Below are 5,694 nucleotides of genomic sequence, written 5' to 3'. Positions count from 1 at the left end.
ATGTCGTTGATAGCGACCTGCGGGGTACCGGGCTTCTCGGTGGAGGTGATGGTCATGTAGTAGGGGCTCCGATGTGGATAGATTTCTGAGTTCCGTTGCTGCCCTGCGCCCCGGCGCGCAGCAGCACTCAACCGCTGCTGCACAAGGGATGCATTGCCGTTACGGAAACGGACTGATGTATTTGGTGAAGCTCATGGAGCCTGCCCTTCAGGCGAAGGGGCTCTCCATACGCATTACGCGCCCGATAAGTCTAGCTGGTTACGCCAATTCGGGCAAAGCGGACGCGCCGCCACAACGCGCGGGCCGGCCTGCTCCAGCCGGCTCAGAAATGCGTGATGCAATATGGTGCCGTCTCAGTAGCGAACAGGCGGTCCATTCTGGACACTGCTTCCGCGTCCGCACCGGAGAAGTGCCCACCGGCTGCCAAGGTCCGGGCCCGTACACCGCCCAGATAAAGCGAACCCAGCGAATCCACGGGCACGACGGCGTCGACCTCTGCGTCCGCCGGCAGCGCTTCGACCGTTCCCTGACCGCCACTGACGGTCAGGCGGTAAGCGCCGCCGCAGATGTTCAGCGGATCGGTCACTGCGAAGGAGCAGGAGCCGTCGTGCAGGTACGGCCGGGCTTGGAGGGTCGCAACAGGGTCCAAAACCCGCAGCCACAACACGTCTTCGACCGACTTCACCTCATAACCGCGCCCGTCCGCCAGCCCCCACGCCAGCGGGTCCTCCACCGGCCCGAGCGGGAATTCAATCCGTTCCACCAGGTCGAGCGACCCTAGGTAGCGCCACAGCTCCAGATACGCAGCTTCTCCGCCGGCAACCAGGTCAAGCACCTTGACGGCGTAGGGTTTGGTGTCCCAGCCGGCAAAACGGTAACTGACATACCCATCGGGGCGACCATCGCCGTCGTAATGGACCGCCGTGCGCAGCGACTTGTCTTCGGACGTGTTGTCCGGGCTCCAACGGCCCGAGACACGAAGGGCGTAGCTGGCTTGCCGGCCGACCGAGCCCGGCGTGCGGGCGTGGAAGCGGTTGAAGAGTTCCGGCGCCAGCTCCTGAAGGGAAGCCGGGTCGGCCAGTTCCATGGTTCCGGTGGCCGGAGCGCGCAGACCGAACCGCTCCCGTACATCAATTTCCACCTCGCGGGTGAAAGTTGCAGCGCCGAATCCGAACCGGCCATAAATGGTCGCCTCGGAGGCAGTCAGCGCCGCCATTCCCAGTCCGCGGGCAGCAGCCTGCTTCAGGTCGTCGGTCATCATTCGCCGCAGCAGCCCGCGGCGCCGATGGGTGGCCCGGACGGTCACCGCGGTGATCAAGTGCGTGTCCAGCAGGCCCCCGCCGCCAACATTCAGGCTGTTAACCATGGTGGCGTAGGTAGCGACGGGCACCTCCGGATCCCACACGCCCGGGCGCACCGTGTCGTCATAGGCACCCCAGAGGACGCGCTGGTCGGCGTCGTAGGTCGTGGCGTACCGGGCGATATCGGCCGGATCGGGTTTACTGTCGTGGAACCCGAACCTGACCGCTTCAAACCAGCCAAGTGTCCGGGCATCCGGTTTTTCCCCGTCCAGCTTGGCGGCAAACTGGTCGATGCGGATGTCGTGGCGCGTGTCCTGTGCGTGGGTGGTCACGGTTTTTGAGCCTAGCGGCACCTCCCCCGCTACGCCAGAGGAGCCAACGCAGGCGTGCTCGACCACCGCGCCCAGCGGAGACCGCTCCGCCGCCGCATGAGCCAAGCTGAAGAAGCTAGTGCCCGGCTTCCTGCCAGTTGGCGCCGACGCCCACCGACACGTCCAACGGAACCGTCAGCTCCGCGGCCCCGCCCATCTGCGCGCGTACCAACTTCTCCACCTGTTCCCGCTCCCCCGGCGCTACTTCGAGCACCAGTTCGTCATGGACCTGCAGCAGCATCCGGGACTTCAGCCCTTGGCCGCGCAGCTCCTCGGAGACGCCGAGCATGGCCTTCTTGATGATGTCTGCGGCCGAACCTTGGATTGGCGCGTTGAGGGCAGCGCGTTCCGACATCTCGCGCAGTTGCCGGTTATCGCTGGCCAGGTCCGGCAGGTACCGGCGGCGGCCTTCGATCGTGGAAGTGAATCCATCGACCCTGGCTTTGTCCACCACTCCGCGCAGGTAGTCGCGCACGGCGCCGAACCGGGAGAAGTAGTCCTTCATCAGCGTCCGGGCCTCGTCGACGGAGATGTTCAACTGCTTGGACAACCCGAAGGAGCTCAGCCCGTAGACCAATCCGTAGGACATGGCTTTGACCTTGGCGCGCATCTCGCTGGTCACGTCCTCGGGTGCGACCCCGAAGATGTGCGCCCCGACAAACCGGTGCAGGTCCTCGCCGGACCGGAAAGCCTGGATCAAGCCTTCGTCTCCGGACAGGTGTGCCATGATCCGCATCTCAATCTGCGAGTAATCGGCCGTCAGCAGCATCTCGTAGCCCTCGCCGACAACGAACGCTTCGCGGATGCGCCGGCCTGCCTCGGACCGAACCGGGATGTTCTGCAGGTTCGGGTTGATTGAGGAAAGCCTGCCGGTGGCAGCCACTGTCTGGGCGTACGTCGTGTGGATCCGTCCATCATCGGCCACGGTCTTGCGCAGGCCTTCAACCGTCTGCCGCAGCTTCGAAGCATCTCGGTAAGCGAGCAGTTGAACCAGGAATTCGTTGCCGGTCTTGGCAAACAGATCGTTGAGCGCATCGGCGTCGGTCGAATAACCGGTCTTGATCTTCTTGGTCTTGGGCAGCCCTAGTTCCTCGAACAGCACCGTCTGCAGCTGCTTGGGGGAGCCCAAATTGATTTCCTTGCCGATGATGCCGAAGGCGGAGGAGCTCGCGGCGTCGATGGTCACGGTGAAGTCGTCCACCAGCCGGTCGAGCGCCCCCGCGTCCACGGCAATGCCGTCCAGCTCCATCCGGGCCAGCACCAGAGACAGGGGCAGGTCGAGCCCACCCAGCAGCTGGTTGGCGCCCCGCTCCACCAGCTGTCCGGCGAAATGCTCGCTTAGCTGCAATGCCGCGAACGCCTGCACAACGGCCGGTCCGGCCTTGTCATCCTCGGACAGGCCGAGGTCCAACTGCCCGTTGACGGCGGACTCGGGAGCCGCCACGGACATCTTCAAGTGGTACTGGGCCAGGTCCGCCAGTTCGTAACTGCGCCGGTCAGGCTGGATGAGGTACGCCGAAATGGCGGTGTCGTCGACCACGCCCAGCAGCTCGAACCCGCGCCTCGAGAGCGCCTTGTAGGCGTACTTGAAGTCATGGACGATCTTTGGCGCGTCGAGGTCGGACATCCAATTGGCCAGCAAACGCTCGGCGTCGGCGTCCAGCGAAGTCAGCGGCACATAGGCGGCCCGTGCATGGGCCACCAGAGCCAGCCCGACGGCGTCGTCCCCACCCTCGGCAGCTTCGGCCACCAACTGCAGCGCAACGTTGAGCTGGTTGGTTTGCTCAAGCCATTCCTTCAAAGCCGCAGCGTCGGTGACCACCTCGTGGGACGGGGCGTTGACCTCCGTCTCGCGGACAGCGTCCTCTTCCCCGAAAAGATCGAAAAGGCGCTTGCGCAGCGTATTGAACTGCAAGGCATCGAAGAGTTCCTCGATAGCGGCGCGGTCCGGGTGCTGCAGCACCATGTTCTCCAGCTTCACCGGAAGGTCCAGATCCCGCAGCAAGTGATTCAGCCGGCGGTTGCGCCGGACGGTGTCGACATTGGCCCGGAGGGCTTCACCGACCTTGCCGCCGATGGAGTCGAGGTTCTCCAGAATGCCGTCCACGCCACCGTAAAGGTTGATCCACTTCGCGGCGGTCTTCGGGCCGACTCCTGGCACGCCGGGAAGGTTGTCCGCGGTTTCGCCGACGAGCGCTGCCAGATCGGAATACCGCTCCGGCCGGACGAAGTACTTCGCTTCCACCGCGTCGCCGTCCATCGGCGGGATGTCGCTGATGCCCTTCTTCGGGTACAGCACGGTGACCTTTTCGGTGATGAGCTGGAACGCGTCCCGGTCGCCGGAGACCACCAGGACATCCCACCCGGCTTCTTCGGCGCGGGAACTGAGGGTGGCGATGACGTCGTCGGCCTCATAGCCGTCCAGGGTGACGGTGGGGATTTGCATCGCCTCCATCACCTTGACGATCAAGTCCACCTGGCCGTGGAATTCCTCCGGCGTCTTGTTCCGGCCGCCCTTGTACTCGGAATACTCTTCGGTCCGGAAGGTGGGGGTGTCCAGGTCGAACGCAACGGCGACGTGGGTGGGTTCGCGCTGTTCGATCATCTTGATGAGCATCGAGGTGAAACCGTAGACCGCGTTCGTGTGCTGCCCGGTGTCCGTCGAAAAGTTCTCCACCGGCAGGGCGTAAAAGGCGCGGAACGCCATCGAATGTCCATCGATCAGCAGCAGTCGTTTGGGTCCGGAAGTTTCGCTCTCCGGGCCGGTCGCGGGGACTTCCGCTGCCTCCACTGTCGCGGTCACTGCTTCCGGTTTGTTAGTTTCACTCACACCTGCCAGCCTAGTTCCCATGAGCGACAAATTCACACCCGGCGGAAGTGCCGCTGGGCACTCACCGGCCTCCGCCGCGGCTACGATCGCCGAACTGGTGGACGCGGGTGTTCCGGAACACCTGCACCGTTGGCTGGTGCACACCGGAGTGGGTTCGCTGGTGGTCAAGATGGGCATTGTCTTCAACGAGATGACTCCTGAACGCATGGTCGCCACGATGCCGGTGGAGGGCAACACCCAGGTTGCGGGCATCCTGCACGGCGGCGCCCACGTTGTCCTCGCCGAAACGCTGGGTTCTTTCGGCGCGGCCCTGCATGCCGGCCCCGGCCGGCATGCCGTCGGCATCGAAGTTGGTGCCAGCCACCACCGTTCGGCCTCATCCGGACTGGTCACCGGCACCGCGACGGCGATCCAGCTAGGGCGATCCCTGACCGTGCACGAAGTCGTGATGACCGATGACGAGGGACGGCGTCTGTCCACGGCGCGGATTACCAACCTGATCCGCGACAACCGTTAAGCAGCCCTCACGCAACGGCGTCCGCGTCACGCCTTGGCTCGTTGCTCATCGCCGGAACCGCGCATTGGCGCAACGACTCATCGGCGCAACGGCGCATCCGCGTGTCCGCGTATCGGGTCGGTTTAGCGCCAAGGGGCACGGACCTGACGTGTCCCCCTCCGTCGTCGGCTGACCGATTCAGGCTCCAGAAGCCCTGAGCTTGTTCCTAGGGATCCGCACGACCGCCCATCCGCTAGCGGTGCACGCGCCGCGACGGCTAGTCTCGCTCGCGTCCTCGCAGCTGGTCGCCTTTGCGACGGCCAGCGCGCCCTGTATCAGTCCGGCGCTCGACCGCGCGCCAGCCCGGCTATTCCAGGCTGCCGTGGGAGCTGTGGCCGATGCCCCCATATCGGTTTGCGCGACGTCTGGCCCACCGGAGTCCATCGTCGGGGTACCTGGTAAGGGCGGTGGGGTTGAGGGGTAGACGTGTCCGGTGGGAGTCGTAATCTCCACCCGGTGGCCTGGCCCGTCGAGGGTGCGGCTGGACCAGCCTTCGGCTTCCTTGGACTGGTTGCAGTTCTCGCACAGTCCCTCGCCGCTGGCGAGCGTGGTCCGGCCGCCCGCGGACCAGGCAACGACGTGGTCGATATGCCGGATCGGGGCGTCGCACCACGGCCTGCGGCAGTACGCGTCGCG

4 protein-coding genes are annotated in these 5,694 nt (G+C 64.9%); 1 reads left to right on the top strand and 3 read right to left on the bottom strand.

Going from position 1 to position 5,694, the window contains the following annotated elements; genetic code table 11:
• Positions 1 to 322 precede the first annotated feature (322 nt).
• Positions 323 to 1,633 carry a GNAT family N-acetyltransferase gene (locus tag AC5RWT_RS33900; protein WP_494084050.1) on the bottom strand — a complete coding sequence of 437 codons (1,311 nt, stop codon included), beginning with the start codon at positions 1,631 to 1,633 and terminating at the stop codon, positions 323 to 325.
• Between the two features lie 115 nt (positions 1,634 to 1,748).
• Positions 1,749 to 4,523, bottom strand: coding sequence for a DNA polymerase I (polA, locus tag AC5RWT_RS33895; protein ID WP_494084049.1), 2,775 nt, complete (start codon positions 4,521 to 4,523; stop codon positions 1,749 to 1,751).
• On the opposite strand from polA, the gene AC5RWT_RS33890 reads away from it, so the two are divergent.
• Positions 4,522 to 5,019 (top strand): hotdog fold thioesterase, encoded by a 498-nt coding sequence (locus AC5RWT_RS33890; protein ID WP_494084048.1) that lies wholly within the window; start codon positions 4,522 to 4,524, stop codon positions 5,017 to 5,019. The genes polA and AC5RWT_RS33890 overlap by 2 nt on opposite strands.
• A 177-nt stretch (positions 5,020 to 5,196) precedes the next feature.
• Here the strand turns inward: AC5RWT_RS33890 and AC5RWT_RS33885 are convergent, their stop codons facing one another.
• Entirely contained in the window at positions 5,197 to 5,646 is a 450-nt protein-coding gene (locus tag AC5RWT_RS33885; RefSeq protein WP_494084051.1) for an HNH endonuclease, read from the bottom strand.
• Between the last annotated feature and the right edge of the window lie 48 nt (positions 5,647 to 5,694).

The sequence above is a fragment of the Arthrobacter sp. Dra40 genome, from assembly GCF_059091905.1.
This window is presented reverse-complemented; position numbering and strand designations above follow the sequence as displayed.

Bases quoted from the DNA above. Each gene is read 5' to 3' on its own strand.
- polA (WP_494084049.1), bottom strand. From the start codon at position 4,523: ATGGGAACTAGGCTGGCAGGTGTGAGTGAAACTAACAAACCGGAAGCA.
- AC5RWT_RS33890 (WP_494084048.1), top strand. From the start codon at position 4,522: ATGAGCGACAAATTCACACCCGGCGGAAGTGCCGCTGGGCACTCACCG.